The organism is Bradyrhizobium zhanjiangense (assembly GCF_004114935.1).
GTDB classification, from domain to species: domain Bacteria; phylum Pseudomonadota; class Alphaproteobacteria; order Rhizobiales; family Xanthobacteraceae; genus Bradyrhizobium; species Bradyrhizobium zhanjiangense.
In genome coordinates this window covers 4,500,536-4,516,679 of the sequence record NZ_CP022221.1, presented here as the reverse complement: position 1 = coordinate 4,516,679, position 16,144 = coordinate 4,500,536, and the positions used below count along the sequence as shown (strand labels likewise).

The following is a 16,144-nucleotide window of genomic DNA, read 5'->3' as shown; positions in this document are numbered from 1 at the left end:
CGGTGTCGAGATCACCGGTGTCGAAGGACGAGCTCGAGCGGATTGCGCTGCAGGAGATCCGAAGTTTTCCAGGCACAGAGAAGGTCGTGTCCATCGAAGTTGAGTTCGGGCCCGATCACCGACCCGGCACCTCAGAGTGGAAGCTGCATGTCGTCGCGCAAGAAGGCTGCGACCTTGCACGCATTCAATACGCAGCAAAGACCACAAGCGACCGGCTCAAACGTCGCTATGAGATCCTTTTAAACTAATTTCCGATTGCTTTGCATCAAGCCCGAGTGGAACGGCCCCGGCCGTGGGGCTTTTGGGCGTCGAGAAAGGCCGGGGCCGCTTGGAGGTTGCTTGGAGTTCTCGCTGCTGGCCAGCTGCATCGGTGAGAGCGATCGCGGGGACCTAGCGGGTCCGCCGCCGTTTTACCAGCCAGTACACGCCGTATCCAATCGCGAGAATAGGAAGGCCGGCACCTGCGATCGGTCCGGGGGCTCCACTGACATGACCAGGCTTATTCTGGCCGGGCGCGTTGGGACAATTCCCATTGCCGTTGCAAGCCGAGGCAGGTGGCACGGTCGTCATCGCAAGAGCCAACGCAAATGCCGCTGCGGAAAGAACGCCAAAGGTGAGCTTCATGGATCTCTCCTCTCTCAGGTTGCGCTCCCCCGAGCAGTCCCTGCCAATTAAATGTCAGTTTATCTGCAGTTTAAAATTTAAACAATAATCCAAGTTAATCGACATTGTGTCGGGATGAGCGCGTGCGCCTCCTCTCTCGCAACGGCACCGACTGGACGAAGCGCTATCTCTGGATTGCTGAGGCCGCGCTGAAAAACCGGCAGAGGCGCTTTGTGATCGATGGCGAGGCCGTGATCCTCGGCGTCGACGGTATCAGCGGCTTCAACGCTCTGCACAGCGCGTCGGCCGTACCGAGGCGGTCGGCAGAAGCACTGGATCAAGGTGAAGAACCGCAGCCATGCTGCTGCGATTGATCGGGAGTTATGATCTCCGTCTCGCCGACCCTTTCTACTCCGATAGGCGAAAGGAACGCAGTTCAGTCTCGACGGTTTTGCTCGCATAGCCAGGACGAGATGCGGCAGATGCCTCGGGCTGAAGCTCACGCCTCTGCTATTCTACGCGAATATCACGAAGCCGAGACAGAATTGATCGGTAAGGCGGTGGTGCTCACGGACGGTACAGCAGGGACTGTCGAGGAATTGTACTTGGACGAAGCGCACGGCTTGCGTCTTTCCATTGCTGGCCATCCCGGAAAGTGGCCTGTGGCAACGATTAAGCTGGCGCAGAAGTGACGGTGCCCACCTGCTTATGTGCGCTGATCGTCGTTCATGGCACGAGCAATTGGTGCTGCTGCGCTGTGGCAGGCGCTTCATCTGGCGCGGACGGCCGACGTGAGCGGAGGTAGCTGCCAACTCAAAAGGCGATCTTCTGCTCAGCCTCAAGGACGCGTTCGCGCAGTGCTTCCAATTCGGCAATCTGAGCAGCGAGCGCTTCGAAGCGGTGCCGAAGAACAGCGGCAGCTGTATCTGCTCGACCTCCGCGATTGCCCGCCTCGGGCAAGTTGGCCCATTCGAAGGGAGCTGCCGATCGCATTGACGCTGGGGAATTCTGGAAATGATGGAGACCAGTCATGGCCGGACCTTCCGAGCGGGCGCATGGGAAATGGAGTAGGAAGGCAGCGCCGCGCTTTTTGCATAGCGAGGCAACAATTAAATCACACAGCAAGCCAAAAAAAATAAATAAAGTTAATTCAAATTAATCACGAATTATAACACTCGCGCCGGAGGCTCTGTCGTGCGCCTTAGTGCTTTTTCCCCGGTTCCTTCCAGTCTGCGCTCCTGCCGAGCTGACTAAGCCGCTCTTCAAGTTCGCGCTTTGCTGCGATCAGCCTGACAGCTAGGACGCGCCCCACGTCGGTGTGCAGCGCCCACAACTCATCAATGGACATCGCGTCAAGGTGATCTCGATCCATGCCACCCGGGTCCCTGCAGATTACCCCAAGATGCGTGGCTGAGGAGATGCCCAGCGTTCTAGGCCAAGCTCAGGCACGGGCACTGCACAATTAACGCTCCAATATTAAATCACATTAAATAAATTATATATAGTCAATTTTATGATCGCCATCCGCAATCGCTTTAAAAGAGGGGCGGCAGAGTAACACCGCCCCCGGCATGGGACAGTTCAAGAAACCGATCGATTGCTACGACTGCGGACACTCGGTCTTTGGGAACGCTGCTGCCTGCCCAAGTTGCGGGTCAAGGCAACCGTTTGGTCCTCCGATCCTGGGTCGCAAGCGATCGCCCATTCACAACGTTGAGGCGCGCAACGATCGCAATATGATCGTTATTTTGACGCTGTTTGCATTTCGCGCCATCCGAACTTGGCGAGCGCGCCGACGCTTCGCAAATGGCGCACTCCGAATTCCGCGCGCATCACCAACACGGGATACGGAGCCGGCTGTCGGAGATACTTTCCCATCACGACACCGCTGGCATGCTGACATTACGCCCCTGTTTTGCCCGACGCGTCAAATCGATTCGGAAAAACGTTATTCTCCAATGACATCGCTACTGTGCATGGGGTTGTTTTTCGACTTTTTGATGCACCGGCCACCGAAGCGGCCAGCGCCTCTGGCGCACACGTATCCGTCGCGGCTGGGAGCAGGCCCCCACGCCGACGGTTAATCCACCCGACAGGTCGTTTGAGAAAAATGGTCGGAGCGAGAGGATTTGAACCTCCGACCCCTAGTCTCCCAGACTAGTGCGCTAACCGGGCTGCGCCACGCTCCGAATGCCGTTCCATTAGCTAGGATCGCCGCTTTGCGCAAGGCGAGGCTGCAGCATTTTGGCTTATCCGCCCACCGCCCCCGGAACTCCCCGCAAAGCCGGCGGAAAGCGGCCCCTCACCCGTCCTTCAGAGCCTGATCCAGCATTTCCTTGGCTGCGACGAGGTCGGCGAGCGCACGGCCGAGCCGTTCCCGGTCGAGCGCGCTGGGGCCGGCGGGTGCGGCAGCGGCGCCGCCCTTGCGAAAGGTGGTGAGGATGTCCTCGTCGTCGATCTCGGCGAAGCGGAAGTCGATGCCTTCCTCCTCGTTGCCCTGATAGTCGTCATCGTCGGTGTCGGTGACGCCCTTGATCGGCGCCTCGTCCTCGGGCTCCATCAGGCTCGCGCCGATGGCGTCCTCGATGGCGCCGAACGAGACCGCGGCGGCGCTGTCGGCGAGGCCCTGCACCGATTTGACGCCGTGCTCCTTCAGGATCCGCTGCACCCCGCGGATGGTGTAGCCCTCCCCGTAGAGCAGGCGGCGGATGCCCTTGAGCAGGTCGACGTCGTCGGGGCGGTAATAGCGGCGGCCGCCGCTGCGCTTCATCGGCTTGATCTGGGAGAAACGGGTCTCCCAGAACCGCAGCACGTGCTGCGGAATGTCGAGCTCCTGCGCTACTTCGCTGATGGTTCGGAACGCATCCGGCGCCTTGTCCAAATGCCAATCCTTTCCGATAGGCGGTTACGCCTCGGGTTGAACCTTGCTGCCATCGCCGTTGGTGCGGTGCTGGGCGTTGATCCGCTGCTTCAGGATCGCCGACGGCTTGAACACCATCACCCGGCGCGGCGAGATCGGCACCTCGGTGCCGGTCTTCGGGTTACGGCCGATGCGCTGACCCTTTTTGCGCACCATGAACGAGCCGAACGAGGACAATTTCACCGTTTCGCCCTTCTCGAGGCAGTCGGTGATCTCCTTCAGCACGAGTTCCACGAAGGCGGACGACTCCGTGCGCGACAGTCCCACCTTCTGGTAGACGGCTTCGCACAGATCAACACGCGTTACGGTTTTGCTGGTCTCGGTCATCGCCCTGCCCCACATCACGGCGAACAATTGTTGTCTGAAATTAGGAGGTTACGATACGGCGGTCAACAGCGCTCATCAATGCAGAGGCATCGATAATCGCGCTGATTCCGGCAAAATTTTATCGACTGTTGCTACCAGCGCACGAGGGCAGAGCCCCAGGTGAAGCCGCCGCCCATGGCTTCCAGCAGGACCAGGTCGCCCTTCTTGATGCGGCCGTCCTTGCGCGCCACCGCGAGCGCCAGGGGAATCGAGGCCGCCGAGGTGTTGCCGTGCCGGTCCACCGTCAGCACCACCTTCTCCGGCGCGATATGCAGCTTGTGGGCGGAGGCGTCGATGATTCGCTTGTTGGCCTGGTGCGGCACGAACCAGTCGATGCTGTCGGCGTTGAGCCCGGTCGCCTGGAAGGCGTCGACGATCACGTCGGTGATCATGCCGACCGCGTGCTTGAAGACCTCCCGGCCCTCCATGCGCAGATGGCCGACGGTCTGGGTCGAGGACGGTCCGCCGTCGACGAACAGCTTTGCCTTGTGGCGGCCGTCGGAGCGCAAATGCGTGGTCACAATGCCGCGGTCGGTCGCGGCATTGCCGGGCTGCTCCTGCGCCTCCAGCACGACCGCGCCGGCGCCGTCGCCGAACAGCACGCAGGTGCCGCGGTCGTTCCAGTCGAGGATGCGCGAGAAGGTCTCGGCGCCGATCACCAGCGCGCGCTTATAGGCGCCTGTGCGCAGGAAATTGTCGGCGGTGGCGAGCGCGAACACAAAGCCCGAGCACACCGCCTGGAGGTCGAACGCCGCGCCATGGTTGATGCCGAGCCCGTGCTGCACGGCGACCGCGGTTGCTGGGAACGTATTGTCCGGCGTCGAGGTCGCCAGCACGATCAGCTCGATCGATTGCGCGTCAACGCCCGCATCGGTGAGCGCAGCCTGCGCTGCCCTCAGCGCCAGGTGCGAGGTGAACTCGCCCTCGGCCGCGATGTGCCGTTCACGGATGCCGGTCCGCTGTACGATCCACTCGTCGGAGGTGTCGATGCGCGCCGCCAATTGGGCGTTGGTCACCACCTGCTCCGGCAGATAAGAGCCGCAGCCGAGCACGACCGAACGGATTTTCGTCACGAAACAGCCTCCTGCGCGGCCTGCACGGAACTGAGTGCACCGCCCTCGCGGTTGAGCATCTGATTGATCTTGTTCAGGAGATCGTAGTGAGCCATCTCATAGCCAACATCGATCGCATAGGCAAAGCCTTCGGCGTTGGTTCCACCGTGGCTCTTGACCACCACCCCGTTCAGCCCCAGCAGCACGCCGCCATTGGACTTGTTGGGGTCCATCTTGTCGCGCAGGGCCTGGAAGGCGCTGCGCGCAAAGAGATAGCCGAGCTTGGACAGCCAGCTCCGCTGCATCTCGTTGCGGAGTAATTCCGCCATTTGGCGCGCGGTTCCCTCGGCGGCCTTCAGCGCGATGTTGCCGCTAAAACCCTCGGTCACGATGACGTCGGCCAGCCCCTTGCCGATACCGTCGCCCTCGACGAAGCCGATGTAGTCGAGCTCGGGCAGGTTCCTCGCGCGCAGGATCTCGCTGGCCTCGCGGATCTCCTCGTGGCCCTTGATCTCCTCGGCGCCGATGTTGAGCAGCCCGACCGTGGGCCGCGTCTTGTTGAACAGCACGCTCGCCTTGGCCGCGCCCATGACCGCCATCGACACCAGGTGGTGCGCATCGCCGCCAAGGGTGGCGCCGAGATCGAGCACGACCGACTCGCCGCGCCTGGTCGGCCATATCGCGGAGATAGCCGGACGGTCGATGCCCGGCAGCGTGCGCAAGTGGAAGCGAGCCATCGCCATCAGCGCGCCGGTGTTGCCGGCGGAGATCGCGACATCCGCCTCGCCCTTCTTCACGGCATCGATCGCGAGCCACATCGAGGAGGTCTTGCGGCCGCGCCGTAGCGCCTGGCTCGGCTTGTCCGAGCCGCTGACGGCAACGTCGGTATGAATGATCTTCGAGGCGGCCTTGAGCGCGGGGTGCTTTTCGAGCTCGGGCTCGATTTTGGCACGGTCCCCGACCAGCAGGAATTCGCTATCGCGGTGCCTGCCCAGCGAGATGGCAGCACCGGGAATCACCACGGCGGGGCCGACATCGCCTCCCATGGCGTCCAGCGCGATGCGAACCTTGCTTGGCATGAAAGTCCTGGAAACCTGGTCTCGTGCGGTCTTGAGCTAGCGGGGCCGCAAAATGGGTTCGCCACGGACATGGCGACTGGCCAAGCGCCACGCCGCACCCGAACCGGGGCGCGACAATAGCGTTTTGTTACCCCGAAACAACCTCTTGCCCCCAGCCTTTTGCATTCAGGACGATCCGCGAGCGAACCCATGGATCGGCAGGGAACGCCTTGAAATCAAACGGATATAACCGTTCTTCAAACCATCGCAGCAAACGGCTCGTGTCCCGCCCCAAGCGGTCCCGCCGGAAATGCCGAGCTATTTGCCCTTTTTCCTGTCCTGAAGTGCCTTCAGGGCTGCGAATGGATGGTCCTCCGGATCGGGGGCCGTGACCTCCGCCTCGAACACGGCCCCCTCCTTGCGCGGATAGGGATCGATCGCCAGGAACAGCGCGTCAGTGGCGAGACGGCCGAGATCGATGATGCCATTGACGATCGCCTCCGGAGGGTCGGCGACATCAGGCGGCTCCTGATCGTCCTGCCCCTCCTCGATGAGGTCGGCGAGCCGGCGCGCCTCGGCCTCGGGAGCGAAAATCAGGTCCACCTCCTCCTCGATCTCACTCTCGATCGGATCGAGCGTGACGACGCAGGTCTGGCCGATCCGGCCGCGGACCAGCCCGGTGACCTCGACCCGCCCGCCGCTTTTCGGCACGACATCGAAGCTGGCATGAGCGGACAGGATCTCCCGCAGGCCCGCGATCTCGGCCATAGCCTGCCGCTCGGCCGCCGAGGCCTCGAGTTCGCGATGCAGGCCGGTGTCGGGGACCTGTGCCACGATCACGGGCGCCCGCCAGGGATCGGGCTGGGATCCGGTCGTCGGTCGGCTCATGGCGTGACATCCTTTGGGAGTGCCGAGGGAAACTTGAAGGACGCGCGCAGAAGCGCGGCCTCGTCGGTCCGGCCGAGATCGGCTTCCGTGGCCCGGGCATAGGCCGCGAGCCTCTGCGCCTGATCCATGCCGGTCCCATTCAAGATATTCTTGCAGATCGCCGATGCCAGCGCCTCGCGCCCGCCCTCCATGGCTTGGTCATAGGCCTGGACGCGGCCATAGAACGCCTCGCCAAAAGCCCGCATCCGCTTCGGCACGGTCTGGTCGCCCACCCCCATCTCGCGCAGATTGTCGTCCATGTCCTCGCAGAAGCGGTCGAACAGCGCCTGCGACAGCCCGGTGGCGCCCTGGACGGTGCGCAGGCGGCGCAGCAGCAGCCAGAGATGCAGCAGCAACAGGTCGAAACGCCCGTTAACCGTATCTGGTACGTCCAAGTCACGGTAAAATATGGGTTCTCGCGCCTGCGTCACGATCATGCCATAGATGGCTTCAATGGTGCCCGGCGGGGTTAGCCGGGGTTTCCTGAAGTGATTGAACGGCCAAAGCATTGTGGTTTCCGCAAGCGGGCGCGCGCGTGTTGCATTCAGAGCCTCCGCCCGGTACTTCAGCGCCTCGCGCGACGCAAGGGGACGGAATCAATTCCGCAATGACGATGACGAACCAGACTGGCCTGCGCGCGGACAAGCGCGGCCTTCATGCACGCTGGCGCGGCCTGCGCATGTTCACGGCCGTGGCTCTGGTCGGCGCCGCCCTCGCCGGGTGCACCGGTGAGCAGTTCCAGAAGGGCTACATCCTGCCGCCCGGCGCGCTGGAGCAGATTCCGATCGGCGCGAGCCAGGACCAGGTGCTGATCGTGATGGGCACGCCCTCCACGGTCGCGACCCTCGACGGTGAAGTGTTCTACTACATCTCGCAGCGCTCCGAGCGCATGGTCGCCTTCATGAACCAGAAGGTGGTCGATCAGCGCGTCATCGCGATCTATTTCGACAAGAACCGCCGCGTGCGCCGGCTGGCGAATTATGGCCTCCAGGACGGCAAGATCTTCGACTTCATCAGCCGCACCACGGCGACGTCGGGCCAGGAGATGAGCTACCTCGCGCCGCTGTTCAAGCTGCTCAGCTTTAACTGAACCTGCGGCGTCGTGCCGCCCTCCGCGCGGCACTTGCCCTCGCGCGCGGCTTGCCGCCGCGCGCCGGGTTCCCTACGCTCCCGGCAAAACAAGAAGCAGGGAGAGGATTCGTGCCCAAGAAACTTCAGAACATTTCGTTGTCCCGCCGTCGCGTGCTCACCGGCGTTGCCGGTCTGTCGGCCGCAGCCATCCTGCCGCGATCGAGCCTGGCCGACTGGAAGCCGACCGAGAACGTTCGCCTCGTCGTGCCGGCGGCGGCCGGCGGCTCCACCGACGTCATGGGCCGGCTGCTCGCCGCGCAGCTGCAGACCGCCTGGGGCCAGTCGGCGGTCGTGGAAAACCGCTCCGGCGGCGGCGGCACGATCGGAACGGCCGAGGTGGTCCGGGCCAAGCCTGATGGTCACACCATCCTGGTCGGCAACCCCGGACCGAACGCGATCGCCTACAGCATCTTCAAGAATCTCACCTACAAGCCGGACCAGCTTCAGCCGGTCTCCAACATGATCCGGATCCCGAACATCGTCTCGGCGCATCCGAAGACCGGCATCAAATCGATCGCCGAGCTGATCGCGTACCTGAAGGCCAATCCGGACAAGCTCAGCTACGCCTCCTCCGGCGTCGGCCAGAGCCCGCATCTCACCGGCGCCTGGTTTCTCCAGCTCACCGGGTTGAAGATGACCCACATCCCGTTCCGCGGCGCCGGCCCCGCGCTCCAGGCCGCGCTCGCCGGCGACATCCAGATCCTGTTCGACAATCTCTATCCGAGCCTGCCGCAGGTGCAGAACGGCACGCTCAACGGCCTCTGCGTCACCACGACCGAGCGCAGCGAGCTCGCGCCGAACCTGCCGACCATGCGCGAGAGCGCGCCGGAGCTGACGAACTTCGACGTATCCTCGTGGTTCTCCGTCTTCCTGCCGAAGGGGGTCTCACCCGAGGTGCTCAACGCGCTCAATCTTCAGGTCAAGGCGATGCTGGAGCGCGACGACATCAAGAAGCAGATCGCCGCCATGGGCGCCCGCGCCGACTACGGCACGCCAGAGCAATTCGCCGCCTTCGTGGACGCCGAGACGAAGAAGTTCGCCGGCATCATCCAGAAGGAAGGGTTGCAGATGGACGTGCAGTGATCGCCACCTTCGTCATTGCGAGGAGCTCTTGCGACGAAGCAATCCAGACTGCCTCTGCCGAAAAATTCTGGATTGCTTCGCTGCGCTCGCAATGACGTGGTGAGAGGGCTCGGCCTGCCAAGCAAAAACCCCGCGGCTCGCGCCGCGGGGTTTTGTCTTGTGTCGCCGCCGCCGCTCAGTGCGCCAAAATCGCCAGCAGCAGCAAGGCCACGATGTTCGTGATCTTGATCATCGGGTTCACTGCGGGGCCGGCCGTGTCCTTGTAGGGATCGCCGACGGTGTCGCCGGTGACGGCCGACTTGTGGGCATCAGAGCCCTTGCCGCCGAAATGGCCATCCTCGATGTACTTCTTGGCGTTGTCCCAGGCGCCGCCGCCTGAGGTCATGGAGATCGCGACGAACAGGCCGGTCACGATCACGCCGAGCAGCATCGCGCCGACCGCCGAGAATGCCGCCGACTTGCCGGCCACCCCGCCGCCCGCGATCGCGTAGATCAGGAAGTAGACGACGATCGGCGACAACACCGGCAGCAGCGAGGGGATGATCATCTCTTTGATCGCCGCGCGGGTGAGCAGGTCGACCGCCTTGCCGTAGTCGGGCTTGTCGGTGCCCTGCATGATGCCCGGCTTCTCGCGGAACTGACGGCGGACCTCCTCGACGATCGCGCCGGCCGCACGGCCGACCGCGGTCATGCCCAGCGCGCCGAACAGATACGGCAAGAGGCCGCCGAACAGTAGGCCCACCACCACATAGGGGTTGTTGAGCGAGAAGTCCGGATTGACGCCGGCGAAGTAGGCGTGTTTCGCGGAGTCCGCAACGAAGAACTTGAGGTCCTGGTTGTAGGCCGCGAACAGCACCAGGGCACCGAGACCGGCCGAGCCGATCGCGTAGCCCTTGGTCACCGCCTTGGTGGTGTTGCCGACCGCGTCGAGCGCGTCGGTCGACTTGCGCACCTCCTTGGGCAGGCCCGCCATCTCGGCAATGCCGCCGGCGTTGTCGGTGACGGGGCCGAAGGCGTCGAGCGCGACGATCATGCCGGCCAGTGCCAGCATGGTGGCGGTCGCGATCGCGATGCCGAACAGCCCGGCGAGGCTGTAAGTGACCAGGATGCCGGCGATGATGACGAGCGCGGGCAGCGCGGTCGCTTCCATCGAGACGGCGAGGCCCTGGATCACGTTGGTGCCGTGGCCGGTAACCGAGGCCTGCGCAATCGACTTCACCGGACGGTAGTCGGTGCCGGTGTAGTATTCGGTGATCCAGATGATCAGCGCCGTGACGACGAGACCGACCACGCCGCATTCGAACAGCGCCATGCCGGTGAAGTCGACGCCCTCGAGCTTGCCGAAGCCGATCAGGTAGTAGATCACCAGCGCGATGCCGATCAGCGACAGGATGCCGGTCGCGATCAGGCCCTTGTAGAGCGCGCCCATGATCGACTGGCTCGGCCCGAGCTTGACGAAGAAGGTGCCGATGATCGAGGTGATGATGCAGATGCCGCCGATCGCGAGCGGCAGCGTCATCATGTTGGCGAGGATCGGCGTCTTGGCGAAGAAGATCGCCGCGAGCACCATGGTGGCGACCGCGGTCACCGCATAGGTCTCGAACAGGTCGGCGGCCATGCCAGCGCAGTCACCGACATTGTCGCCGACGTTGTCGGCGATGGTGGCGGGATTGCGCGGATCGTCCTCGGGGATGCCGGCCTCGACCTTGCCGACGAGGTCGCCGCCGACGTCCGCACCCTTGGTGAAGATACCGCCGCCAAGACGGGCGAAGATCGAGATCAGCGAGGCGCCGAAGCCGAGCGCCACCATGGCGTCGACCACGGTGCGGCTGTCGGGCGCGAGCTTCAGCGAATGGACCAGGAAGCCGAAATAGAGGGTGACGCCGAGCAGCGCGAGACCGGCGACCAGAAGGCCGGTGATGGCGCCCGCCTTGAAAGCGAGCTCGAGGCCGCCGGCGAGCGAGGTCGTCGCGGCCTGCGCGGTGCGCACATTGGCGCGGACCGAGACGTTCATGCCGATGAAGCCGGCCGCCCCTGATAGGACGGCGCCGATGGCAAAACCGATCGCGACATAGACCCCGAGGAAATAGGCAAGCAGCAAGAAGATGACGATGCCGACGAGACCGATCGTGGTGTACTGGCGCCGCAGATACGCCTGTGCGCCTTCGCGCACCGCTCCTGCGATCTCCTGCATGCGCGGCGTCCCCGCATCCGCGCCCAACACCGAAGACGTCGCCCAAATCGCGTAGACGACGGAAAGCACTCCGCAGAGCACTATCAACCATAATGCTGTCATGTGATTTTTTGCCTCAGATCCTTGATGTACCCCCGGCGCCTTTTGTTGTCCGTCGTGCGGTGCGGCGCCTTGATTTTGAACAAAGCCGCCCCTTGCCCGAAGGGGCGGCCCCAGTCGGTCGCAAGCTTGCCAAAATCAAATTAAGGGTGCAACGCCGGATAAGGCCGAAACGGCCGATCTCGGCAGGTATTTAGGCCAGTCCGGAGAACTAAGATGCCGGTTTGGAGCAATTTCTAGAAGTGGCTGTACGACAGCCGCTTCAAGATCAGTTCCTGGCCCTGCCCATCCAGGAAGCGCGGTGGCGCCCCGCCCTCGATGATCGTGCCAATGGCGGTGACGGCGAGGCCTGCCGTCCGCCCGGCTGCGATCAACGCATCGCTTAGTGCCGGCGGAACGGTGCACAGCACCTCGTAATCGTCGCCGCCCGCCAGCAGCGTCTCGACGCAAACAGCGTTGCGCGCGATCAGGCTTGCGGCCGCAGCCGAGAGCGGCACGTTCGCCACCTCGACAGTGGCCGAGACGCCCGATGCCGCACAGAGCTTTGTCAGATCGCCGGCGAGCCCGTCGGAGACGTCCATCGCAGCGGTCGCATGATCGCGCACGGCCTGCGCCAGCACGTTGCGCGGCTGCGGCACGCGATAGCGCGAGACCAGAAAATCCCGTGCAGCGGGATCGGATGTCAGCGCGCCGGCCGCAGCGCCGCCCGTGAGCACGTCGAGGCCGAGCGCAGCATCGCCGATCGTGCCCGTCACCAGGATGCGATCACCCGGCCGTGCGCCGGTGCGGCCGACCATCCGTCCCTGCGGCACGCGGCCGAAGGCAGTGATCGAGACCATCTGCGATCCTGGGGTCGACACCGTATCGCCGCCGAGCAGCGGGCACGCGAAGCTCTTGGCGTCCTCGCCGAGCGCATCCGCAAACGGCCTGAGCCAGGCATCCTCCTTGCTGCGCAATGCCAGCGTCAGCACGAAGCCGGCCGGCACCGCTCCTTTGGCCGCGAGGTCGGACAGGTTCACCCGCAGCGCCTTGCGCGCGATGGCGTCAGGCGGATCGGTGACAAGATAATGCACGCCCTCCACCACCGCGTCGGTGGTGACGACGATGTCCTCGCCCGCAGATCTCAGGATAGCGGCATCATCGACCAGTCCGAACGCGCCGGGATCGGTCGCCAGCGGCTTGAAATAGCGCGCGATGAGGGAGTCTTCGCCGGAAATTTGGTATTTGTCCTGCGTCACGATAACAGACCCGTCATTCTGAGGTGCGAGCCCTTGCGAGCCTCGAAGGATGCACGGCCGAGGTGCGACCTCAGCGGCACGCCGCCGCCCTTCGAGGCCTCCGCTTCGCTCCGGCACCTCAGGGTGACGGCTACGGCGGAAGTCGTCGTCTCAATTACCCCCGCCCGAACTCGTCACCGCGAAACTGGCGGCCAATCTGGTCGAGCACCGCGTTGACCATACCAGTCTCCTCGCGATCGACGAAAGCGTTGGCGACGTCGACATATTCGGAGATCACCACGCGACCCGGCACATCCTTGCGGTGCTCCAATTCGTAGGCTCCTGCGCGCAGCACCGCCCGCAGGATCGCCTCGATCCGCTTCAAGGGCCAGCCCTTCGACAGCGCCTCGTCGATCAGCGGATCGAGCTTCTTCTGGTCGCGAACGACGCCGGAGACGACATCGCGGAAGAAGGCGGCCTCTGCCGGCAGGTATGTGTCGCCCTCGACCTCGTTGCCGAGCCAATGGCTCTCGAACTCCGCAAAAATGTCGTTGATGCCGGCTCCCGCGATGTCCATCTGGTACAGCGCCTGCACGGCGGCAAGCCGCGCCGCGCCGCGGCGGTTCGCCTTCTTCTCCGGAGCGCCCGCCGGCTTTTTGTTGTTGTCGGCCATGGCTCAGGCCTGCGCCAGGCGGCGATTGATGCGCAGCATCGCAAGCGCGGCACGTGCGGCATCGCCGCCCTTGTTGAGCTCGCTGGCGCGTGCCCGCGCCCAGGCCTGCGCCTCGGTGTTGACGGTGAGGATGCCGTTGCCGAGCGGTAGCTTTCGCGCCACCGCAAGATCCATCAGCGCGCGCGAGGATTCCTGCGAGACGATCTCGAAATGGATGGTGTCGCCGCGGATCACGCAGCCGAGCGCAATCACCGCGTCATAGGGCCTGCCGTTCGCCGCAGCCGCGTCGATCGCGATGGCAACTGCTGCCGGAATCTCCAGCGCGCCGGGAACCGTGATGACGTCATGGGTCAGGCCGGCCGCCTTCAGCTCGGCGACTGCGCCGTCCAGGAGCGCGTCCTGGAGATCGTCATAGAACCGCGCCTCGACAATCAGCGCGCGTGCGCCGGAGATGTCGGTCTGGTCCTTCAGGGGTGCGCGCCGCGCGTCTGCCATCGTTCAATCCGTTCTACAGTGGTCGGCGCGTTATGTAGTCGCCGCAGGCGGGTAAGCCAAGTTTTAAACCGTCGTTCCGGCTGCGCCGGTCACTTCATTTCCGTCAGCCGCGCCGCGTAGCGGGCCATCAGATCGACCTCGATATTGACCTCGTGCCCCGCCTTCCAGCCGCCGATCGTCGTCACCGTCAGCGTGTGCGGGATGATCAGCACCGAAAAGGTCGTGTCTTTCACCGTATTGACGGTCAGCGACACGCCGTCGAGCGTGACGGAGCCCTTGGTGGCGATGAAGCGCGCCAGCTCGCGCGTCGTCGAGAGCTCGAACCGCGCCATGTCGGGCAGGTCCTCGCGGCTGAGAAGCGTCGCGATGCCGTCGGCATGGCCGGCGACGATGTGGCCGCCGAGCTCGTCACCGATCTTGAGCGCCCGCTCGAGGTTGAGCTTTGTTCCGATCTTCCAGTGTTTTGCGGTCGTCAGCGCCAGCGTCTCGGCGGCGGCATCGACGTCGAACCAGGTCTTATTCCCCTCAATGCCGGAGGCGACCACGGTGAGGCAGACGCCGTTGCAGGCGATCGAGGCGCCATCTGCGATGGTGGTCTGATCATAACGGCAGGCGATGCGCAGGCGGTGCAGCTGCCCCTGCGCCGTTGGCGTGAAGCTGACGATCTCGCCGATATCGGTGACAATGCCAGTGAACATTACGAGCGCTCGTAAACGGTGAGAGTATCCCTGTCGAATGTCTCGCTAGCATGAACCTTGTAGGCCTGCGACTGCGTGATTTTCGACAGGGGCAATGCATCGAGCGCATCGACGCCGCCGGCGCCCACCTCTTCCGTGCCGCGGAACAGCCAGATTTCGTCGACGAGGTCGGCCGCCACAAAGGACGCGGCAACGCGGCTGCCGCCCTCGACCATCAGGCGCGTGATGCCTTTCTCGGCCAGCGCATACAACACGGCCGCAAGATCGAGCCCTGATGCACCGACCGGCGGCACGCGCAACATTTGCGCACCGGCCGCGCCAAGCCGCGTGGCGGCCGCGGCTTCGGCGAGTTCAGAGCTCACCACCCAGAGCGGCGTCTCGCGCGCGGTGCGAACGAGCTTGCTTGCGCCGGGTATCCGTAGGCTCTGATCGAGCACGACCCGCACCGGCGAGCGCGCCGCCATGCCCGGCAGGCGGCAGGTCAGAAGCGGATCATCTGCCAACACCGTGCCGATGCCGACCAGGATGGCATCGCTCTGCGCGCGCAAGAGATGCACGCGATTGCGCACCGCCTCGCCGGTGATCGCAACCGGCTTGCCGCCGGCCGCGCCGATCTTGCCGTCGGGCGAGACCGCGAGCTTCAGGATCACGTGCGGACGCTTGTCCCGGATGCGGCGGAAATGGCCGGCGTGATCGAACGCGGCTTCCGCAGCGCATGGACCCACATCCACGACGATGCCGGCTGCCCGCAAACGCGCATGGCCCTGGCCGGCAACTTCCGGATTGGGATCCTCGATCGCGGCGACCACCCGCTTGATGCCGGCGGCGATCACCGCATCGGCGCAAGGCGGCGACTTGCCGAAATGCGAGCATGGCTCCAGCGTGACGTAGAGCGTGGCGCCGCGCGCCGCCTCGCCGGCCCGCAGCAGGGCCTCGGGCTCGCCATGCGGCCGCCCTCCGGGCTGCGTCCAGCCGCGGCCGACGATGACCCCATCCTTGACGATGACCGCACCGACGGCCGGGTTCGGCCAGGTGCGACCCTGCCCGCGGCGCCCAAGCGAAAGCGCCAGCTGCATGAAGCGGAGATCGGCATCCTTGGCCTCACGGGCCTTCTGCGCGAACTGATCCTCCAATATGCGGAAGATCATTTGCGGATCGCGGCGAGCCGCGCTTCCTCCTCACCGGAGAGCTCGCCGAGCACGTCGGCGAAATCCTTGGCCTCGCGGAAATTGCGGTAGACGGAGGCGAAGCGCACATAGGCGACGTCGTCGAGCGTGCGCAGATGCTCCATCACGGTCTCGCCGATCACCTCGGAGGAGATCTCGGCCTCGCCGCCGGTCTCGAGCTCGCGCACGATGGTGGAGACCATCTTCTCCACCCGCTCCGGCTCGACCTGCCGCTTGCGGAGTGAGATCTGCACCGAGCGCATCAGCTTGTCGCGGTCGAACGGCACGCGGCGGCCGTTGCGCTTGATCACCGTGAGCTCGCGCAGCTGCACGCGCTCAAAGGTGGTGAAGCGGAAATTGCAGGCAACGCATACGCGCCGCCTGCGGATGACAGAAGAGTCCTCGGTCGGACGCGAGTCCTTTACCTGCGTATCGAGACTGTTGCAGTTCGGGCAGCGCATC

Annotated in this window: 20 protein-coding genes and 1 tRNA gene; 5 read left to right on the top strand and 16 right to left on the bottom strand. The window is 64.3% G+C overall.

Annotated features, from left to right (window positions below; all coding sequences use genetic code 11):
• The first annotated feature begins 17 nt into the window (after positions 1–17).
• Positions 18–248, top strand: coding sequence for a hypothetical protein (locus XH85_RS21550; RefSeq protein ID WP_245474193.1), 231 nt, complete (start codon positions 18–20; stop codon positions 246–248).
• Between the two features lie 142 nt (positions 249–390).
• Here the strand turns inward: XH85_RS21550 and XH85_RS21545 are convergent, their stop codons facing one another.
• Entirely contained in the window at positions 391–624 is a 234-nt protein-coding gene (locus XH85_RS21545) for a hypothetical protein (RefSeq protein ID WP_128933376.1), read from the bottom strand.
• 122 nt (positions 625–746) lie between these two features.
• Here XH85_RS21545 and XH85_RS21540 point away from each other — a divergent pair, with 122 nt between their 5' ends.
• Positions 747–977 carry a DNA ligase-like domain-containing protein gene (locus XH85_RS21540; protein ID WP_245474192.1) on the top strand — a complete coding sequence of 77 codons (231 nt, stop codon included), beginning with the start codon at positions 747–749 and terminating at the stop codon, positions 975–977.
• 108 nt (positions 978–1,085) lie between these two features.
• Entirely contained in the window at positions 1,086–1,295 is a 210-nt protein-coding gene (locus XH85_RS46775; protein ID WP_128933375.1) for a PRC-barrel domain-containing protein, read from the top strand.
• A 121-nt stretch (positions 1,296–1,416) separates the two neighbouring features.
• Here the strand turns inward: XH85_RS46775 and XH85_RS21530 are convergent, their stop codons facing one another.
• The 8 genes from XH85_RS21530 to XH85_RS21495 form a co-directional block, all read right to left on the bottom strand.
• The gene (locus XH85_RS21530) at positions 1,417–1,635 is read right to left on the bottom strand and encodes a hypothetical protein (RefSeq protein ID WP_128933374.1); all 219 of its coding nucleotides are present in this window, start codon (positions 1,633–1,635) and stop codon (positions 1,417–1,419) included.
• Between the two features lie 1,079 nt (positions 1,636–2,714).
• Positions 2,715–2,792: transfer RNA gene (locus XH85_RS21525), tRNA-Pro, on the bottom strand.
• Positions 2,793–2,905: 113 nt separating this feature from the next.
• Positions 2,906–3,484, bottom strand: coding sequence for a MerR family transcriptional regulator (locus XH85_RS21520; protein WP_128933373.1), 579 nt, complete (start codon positions 3,482–3,484; stop codon positions 2,906–2,908).
• A gap of 24 nt (positions 3,485–3,508) precedes the next feature.
• A complete protein-coding gene (locus XH85_RS21515; RefSeq protein ID WP_176945860.1) occupies positions 3,509–3,850 on the bottom strand; it encodes an integration host factor subunit alpha in 342 nt (113 codons plus the stop codon).
• Between the two features lie 131 nt (positions 3,851–3,981).
• Positions 3,982–4,962, bottom strand: coding sequence for a beta-ketoacyl-ACP synthase III (locus XH85_RS21510; RefSeq protein ID WP_128933372.1), 981 nt, complete (start codon positions 4,960–4,962; stop codon positions 3,982–3,984).
• Positions 4,959–6,020 (bottom strand): phosphate acyltransferase PlsX, encoded by a 1,062-nt coding sequence (plsX, locus tag XH85_RS21505; protein WP_091893283.1) that lies wholly within the window; start codon positions 6,018–6,020, stop codon positions 4,959–4,961. The genes XH85_RS21510 and plsX overlap by 4 nt, the downstream gene beginning before the upstream one ends.
• A 297-nt stretch (positions 6,021–6,317) precedes the next feature.
• Positions 6,318–6,887: a YceD family protein gene (locus tag XH85_RS21500; protein ID WP_128933371.1), complete on the bottom strand. Its 570-nt coding sequence runs from the start codon at positions 6,885–6,887 to the stop codon at positions 6,318–6,320.
• Positions 6,884–7,435 carry a ubiquinol-cytochrome C chaperone family protein gene (locus XH85_RS21495; RefSeq protein ID WP_128933370.1) on the bottom strand — a complete coding sequence of 184 codons (552 nt, stop codon included), beginning with the start codon at positions 7,433–7,435 and terminating at the stop codon, positions 6,884–6,886. Before XH85_RS21495 ends, XH85_RS21500 begins: the two co-directional genes overlap by 4 nt.
• A 98-nt stretch (positions 7,436–7,533) precedes the next feature.
• Between XH85_RS21495 and XH85_RS21490 the strand changes: the two genes are divergently transcribed.
• Together XH85_RS21490 and XH85_RS21485 are read left to right on the top strand one after the other, a co-directional pair.
• Positions 7,534–8,016 carry an outer membrane protein assembly factor BamE gene (locus XH85_RS21490; protein WP_164940807.1) on the top strand — a complete coding sequence of 161 codons (483 nt, stop codon included), beginning with the start codon at positions 7,534–7,536 and terminating at the stop codon, positions 8,014–8,016.
• 110 nt (positions 8,017–8,126) lie between these two features.
• Positions 8,127–9,140 (top strand): Bug family tripartite tricarboxylate transporter substrate binding protein, encoded by a 1,014-nt coding sequence (locus XH85_RS21485; protein WP_245474190.1) that lies wholly within the window; start codon positions 8,127–8,129, stop codon positions 9,138–9,140.
• 175 nt (positions 9,141–9,315) lie between these two features.
• Here XH85_RS21485 and XH85_RS21480 read toward each other — a convergent pair whose 3' ends face one another.
• From XH85_RS21480 to nrdR, 7 genes are all read right to left on the bottom strand, one after another.
• Positions 9,316–11,436 (bottom strand): sodium-translocating pyrophosphatase, encoded by a 2,121-nt coding sequence (locus tag XH85_RS21480; RefSeq protein ID WP_128933368.1) that lies wholly within the window; start codon positions 11,434–11,436, stop codon positions 9,316–9,318.
• Positions 11,437–11,669: 233 nt separating this feature from the next.
• On the bottom strand, positions 11,670–12,671 hold the full coding sequence (gene thiL / locus XH85_RS21475; RefSeq protein ID WP_164940806.1) for a thiamine-phosphate kinase: 1,002 nt from the start codon (positions 12,669–12,671) through the stop codon (positions 11,670–11,672).
• Positions 12,672–12,825: 154 nt separating this feature from the next.
• Entirely contained in the window at positions 12,826–13,323 is a 498-nt protein-coding gene (gene nusB / locus XH85_RS21470; protein ID WP_091893270.1) for a transcription antitermination factor NusB, read from the bottom strand.
• Positions 13,324–13,326: 3 nt separating this feature from the next.
• Positions 13,327–13,818, bottom strand: a complete 492-nt coding sequence (gene ribH, locus XH85_RS21465) for a 6,7-dimethyl-8-ribityllumazine synthase (protein WP_128933367.1) — start codon at positions 13,816–13,818, stop codon at positions 13,327–13,329.
• A gap of 89 nt (positions 13,819–13,907) precedes the next feature.
• Positions 13,908–14,516 carry a riboflavin synthase gene (locus XH85_RS21460; RefSeq protein WP_128933366.1) on the bottom strand — a complete coding sequence of 203 codons (609 nt, stop codon included), beginning with the start codon at positions 14,514–14,516 and terminating at the stop codon, positions 13,908–13,910.
• Entirely contained in the window at positions 14,516–15,664 is a 1,149-nt protein-coding gene (gene ribD, locus XH85_RS21455; RefSeq protein WP_128933365.1) for a bifunctional diaminohydroxyphosphoribosylaminopyrimidine deaminase/5-amino-6-(5-phosphoribosylamino)uracil reductase RibD, read from the bottom strand. The genes XH85_RS21460 and ribD overlap by 1 nt, the downstream gene beginning before the upstream one ends.
• Positions 15,661–16,143 (bottom strand): transcriptional regulator NrdR, encoded by a 483-nt coding sequence (gene nrdR, locus XH85_RS21450; RefSeq protein ID WP_011087793.1) that lies wholly within the window; start codon positions 16,141–16,143, stop codon positions 15,661–15,663. Before nrdR ends, ribD begins: the two co-directional genes overlap by 4 nt.
• Position 16,144 lies beyond the last annotated feature (1 nt).

Excerpts from the sequence above, each read along its gene's own strand:
- XH85_RS21530 (WP_128933374.1), bottom strand. The coding sequence starts at position 1,635 with ATGACTGGTCTCCATCATTTCCAGAATTCCCCAGCGTCAATGCGATCG.
- XH85_RS46775 (WP_128933375.1), top strand. The coding sequence starts at position 1,086 with ATGCCTCGGGCTGAAGCTCACGCCTCTGCTATTCTACGCGAATATCAC.
- XH85_RS21490 (WP_164940807.1), top strand. The coding sequence starts at position 7,534 with ATGACGATGACGAACCAGACTGGCCTGCGCGCGGACAAGCGCGGCCTT.
- plsX (WP_091893283.1), bottom strand. The coding sequence starts at position 6,020 with ATGCCAAGCAAGGTTCGCATCGCGCTGGACGCCATGGGAGGCGATGTC.
- nusB (WP_091893270.1), bottom strand. The coding sequence starts at position 13,323 with ATGGCCGACAACAACAAAAAGCCGGCGGGCGCTCCGGAGAAGAAGGCG.
- ribH (WP_128933367.1), bottom strand. The coding sequence starts at position 13,818 with ATGGCAGACGCGCGGCGCGCACCCCTGAAGGACCAGACCGACATCTCC.
- nrdR (WP_011087793.1), bottom strand. The coding sequence starts at position 16,143 with ATGCGCTGCCCGAACTGCAACAGTCTCGATACGCAGGTAAAGGACTCG.
- XH85_RS21515 (WP_176945860.1), bottom strand. The coding sequence starts at position 3,850 with ATGACCGAGACCAGCAAAACCGTAACGCGTGTTGATCTGTGCGAAGCC.
- ribD (WP_128933365.1), bottom strand. The coding sequence starts at position 15,664 with ATGATCTTCCGCATATTGGAGGATCAGTTCGCGCAGAAGGCCCGTGAG.
- XH85_RS21460 (WP_128933366.1), bottom strand. The coding sequence starts at position 14,516 with ATGTTCACTGGCATTGTCACCGATATCGGCGAGATCGTCAGCTTCACG.
- XH85_RS21500 (WP_128933371.1), bottom strand. The coding sequence starts at position 6,887 with ATGAGCCGACCGACGACCGGATCCCAGCCCGATCCCTGGCGGGCGCCC.
- XH85_RS21545 (WP_128933376.1), bottom strand. The coding sequence starts at position 624 with ATGAAGCTCACCTTTGGCGTTCTTTCCGCAGCGGCATTTGCGTTGGCT.
- XH85_RS21480 (WP_128933368.1), bottom strand. The coding sequence starts at position 11,436 with ATGACAGCATTATGGTTGATAGTGCTCTGCGGAGTGCTTTCCGTCGTC.
- XH85_RS21495 (WP_128933370.1), bottom strand. The coding sequence starts at position 7,435 with ATGCTTTGGCCGTTCAATCACTTCAGGAAACCCCGGCTAACCCCGCCG.